At 35.5% G+C, this 3,511-nt stretch carries 3 protein-coding genes and 1 pseudogene; 1 reads left to right on the top strand and 3 read right to left on the bottom strand.

Annotated elements, in window-relative coordinates; genetic code table 11:
• Positions 1-232 (top strand): annotated as a pseudogene (locus ACIRFL_RS43625) (class II fumarate hydratase); the annotation flags it as partial.
• A gap of 94 nt (positions 233-326) precedes the next feature.
• Here ACIRFL_RS43625 and ACIRFL_RS43620 read toward each other — a convergent pair.
• The 3 genes from ACIRFL_RS43620 to phoU form a co-directional block, all read right to left on the bottom strand.
• A complete protein-coding gene (locus ACIRFL_RS43620; RefSeq protein WP_404041276.1) occupies positions 327-617 on the bottom strand; it encodes a PH domain-containing protein in 291 nt (96 codons plus the stop codon).
• Between the two features lie 508 nt (positions 618-1,125).
• Positions 1,126-2,567 (bottom strand): IS1182-like element ISBth7 family transposase gene (locus tag ACIRFL_RS43615; RefSeq protein WP_377922992.1). Its coding sequence is split into 2 segments (ribosomal slippage): positions 1,126-2,006 and positions 2,006-2,567, totalling 1,443 coding nucleotides; the frame shifts between segments, so codons are not numbered across the junction.
• A 127-nt stretch (positions 2,568-2,694) separates the two neighbouring features.
• A complete protein-coding gene (gene phoU, locus ACIRFL_RS43610; protein ID WP_033656402.1) occupies positions 2,695-3,351 on the bottom strand; it encodes a phosphate signaling complex protein PhoU in 657 nt (218 codons plus the stop codon).
• Positions 3,352-3,511: the final 160 nt, after the last annotated feature.

Raw genomic sequence — 3,511 nt, 5'->3', positions numbered from 1 at the left:
AGTGGGTATTGAAGCAGATGAAGAAGTAATTAAAGAGAATGTGAATCGTTCATTAATGCTCGTTACAGCATTAAACCCGCATATCGGATATGAAAATGCAGCGAAAATTGCGAAGCATGCTCATAAAGAGGGGTTAACGTTAAAAGAGGCAGCATTGCAATCTGGACTACTAACAGAAGAACAATTTGATGAAATTGTCGATCCGAAAAAAATGATTGCTCCGAAAGAGTAATAAAAAAGCCAAGATTCTCTTAGTTTAGAATCTTGGCTTTTTTGATATATATTTGTATGTTTTCTGTTTGTATTACTGCAATTGCCAAAATATATTATTTGTTAGCGGGACTATTCAATACTTTCATTTGTGGACAGTTTGCTTTTAAGAGTTCAATGAATTTTTTTTCTTCTTGAGGTACGAAAGTTGTCACAGAGTCAAATAAATTGTAATGGATTTCTAATTGCTGCCTAGTCCACTTTTCAGAGTGAAGTGTTTTGCCAGAGAATTTAACGTGACGAATATCTTCAAATGGAATTTCAGTATGAAATACAAAACCATGTTTTACAACAAGGGATGCTTCCGTTACGTTGTAGTGAGAGAAATAGAAAGAAGAAAGGTTCACGATATTTAAAAGCATCATGAGAGTAAAAAAAATAGAACTTTCATTTTGGAAGAATAGTGAAACGAGAAAAATACTGATAAATAATGTAATGAAAATGACGTGAAATGGATTTTTTTTCGCTTTAAATTTCAAGTTAGTCACCTCGGTATACGTGTACTCTAACTAAATTAAATCACAACATCGTAATAAAACGTGTGAATATGCAGAATTGCATATTCACACGTTTTATTATTCATGTAAAATTTCTTGATGGGATAAATTCAAGGGAAGTTTTTTAATAGTGGAGTGACATGAAGTGACTTACAAGAATAGAAAGTTAGTATTAGTTATAATTAGTTGTATGATGATTATGGGTAGTTGTGCTAATAAATTTGTTGAGGGTGGAAACCGAAAGCATATATTCGTACAGGTAAGTAAAGCTTTAGTCGAGGTTGTAAATAGAATATATAATGGATAAAAGGTATTTCCGTATACGGAAATACCTTTTTTCAGAGTGTCGGGAAACCCTTTAGGGTTTCCGACGCTCTGAAATCTTTTTGATTTTAGCGAATGAAAACAACATAAAATAATAGAATTTAGAAAAATAGCCCTCCACTAGACCCTTTTTGGTCAGATGGAGGGCTATTTTTTTCATGTTTTGGCAAGCTGCGGTGAGATAAGCCTGCATTTGGACAGACTTCAGCCCCCGAAACCGAGCATATCGATATCCATGTAGTTCTTTGGCGTCCGCAAAGCTTCGCTCTATAGTTGAACAGCGTACTTTATACAACTTTTTTCCTGTAGCTGTTAGCTTGTTTTTTCTAGCAATATCCTTATATTTCTCCCATATATGATGAGTGATAACTTTTTGTTTTTGTTTCTTTGAAAAGCACACCTCTCGTAACGGACAAACAGCACAGTCTTCTGGATTCGATTTGTATTGACGGTATCCTTCACGATCAGTTGTTACATATTCTAAAATACATCCCATCGGACAAGCGAAAACATTCATTTCTTCTACATATTTAAATTGGCTTTTCGGTACTTCTTTATTTCGTTTTCCAAATCGGCGATACCCCATCACCATAAATATATTTCGTTCTGATAATTTCTTACAGATATAACCTGAAAAATAGCCCGCATCAAGAGCGACAGCTTCTACTTTGAATTCGAATTTATCAATCTGAGCTTGGAGGCGCGCTAAATATGGCTCGGAATCTGCCATATTTCCAGCCGTTACATAGGTATCTGTAATAATATTGTACTTCGCATCAGTCGTACGATGGTCTAAGAAATGAAAACCGTTCGGTTTTCCATCTCTCATTAAAAATCCACTATCTGGATCCGTAGTACTTATGCGAGTTTTTTTAGTAGGGGTATCACTTTCCTTTCTGGGTTTTAATTCTTTTTTCCGTGTACCTCACGATCTTCGATTACCGCAGCTTCTAGTTCATCTATATAAAACTTTGCCTTTTCTTTTTTATATTTATGTACAAACTTATTTTTATTAGCATTGGCCTTAATGTGCGTAGAATCTGTCATCAATGCACGTCCTCCCACCATCCGGTGCTCCGTCGCTTGCCGCACAATCTCATCAAAAATTTCTTCGAAAATATTTGTATGAATAAAGCGGGTACGTCGATTCCAACTAATTGTAGAATGATCTGGAATAGTATCTGATAGAGAAAACCCTAAAAACCAACGGTAGGCGATATTCGTTTTAATCTCCTTTTCCAATTGACGCTCAGAACGAATACCGTAAAAATATCCAATAAACATCATTTTAAATAAAACGATAGGATGGATTGACGGACGTCCATTGTTTTCACAATAATAAGGGCGTAATTTTTCCTCAATAAAATCAAAACTAATTGTCGCTTCAATCGCACGAAGGAAATGATCTTGTGGAACCAACTCTTCTACAGAAACAGATACACGTTCATCACGATGATTTTTTAAAGCACCCATCATAAAAAACCTCTCCTTTTCCTCTTTTTTATCAGTGTTGACACATAAAAAGAGGTTCAGACACAAAAACAGGCTGTGGAGAAGACTTTCTCCACAGCCTGGCAGGTGATGTTTCACCTGCCTTTTTTCTTTATTCATTTAATAAGTAATGCTTTCCTTTTACTAAATAAAAAACATTCTCAGCAATATTTGTAATATGATCTGCTACACGCTCGATATATCTCGCCACAAAGGATAATTGTGTAATTTGTGTAATCGCTTCTGGCTGTTCTGGAACTGAAGATATAAATTCACGAATCGCTTTCCCATATATTTCATCAACTGAATCATCCATTTCGGCAATTTGTTTCGCAAAAGTTAAATTTTCTTGCTCATATGCTTCCAACGCTAACTGTAACATCTTATCTGCAATTGCAAACATTTCATCAAGATTGTGCAAACTAACAACCACTTCTTTTTCCCCAAGACGAATTGTTGATTTCGCAATATTAACAGCATGATCTGCAATACGCTCTAAATCTGTCGCTGTTTTAATTGAAATGAAAATCCTTCTTAAATCACTTGCTACAGGTTGCTGCTTCGTAATAAGCATAAGCGCAAGATCATTTATTTCCTCTTCTAAATTATCCATACGATAATCACCATCTATTACCTCTAACGCTTTCTCTACATCCCTTTTATGAAGACCTTCCATAGCAAGCAATAAAGCCTCCCTCGCTAGCTCTCCAAGCTCAATCACCTTTTGCTGTAACGTTTTTAAATCACACTGAAACTGTTCTCTTACCATCGTTTCTTCCCCCTCAATATTATGTGCCATTATATATATAAATCTCCTATTTTAAGGCCTCTTCTCTCTGTAATCAGCCTTAAAATAGGAGAAGTACTCCTTCTCAGCAAAATAAGAAATACCCTCTGTTAAGAGGGTATTTGCTCTTAGCCTTGCAACG

The sequence above is a fragment of the Streptomyces sp. NPDC102462 genome (genome assembly GCF_044765425.1).
Taxonomy (GTDB): domain Bacteria; phylum Actinomycetota; class Actinomycetes; order Streptomycetales; family Streptomycetaceae; genus Streptomyces.
The sequence above is the reverse complement of the archived record's forward strand: the minus strand, read 5'-3'. Positions and strand labels throughout refer to the sequence as shown.

Coding starts and splice junctions, on each gene's coding strand:
- phoU (WP_033656402.1), bottom strand. CDS start 3,351: ATGGTAAGAGAACAGTTTCAGTGTGATTTAAAAACGTTACAGCAAAAG.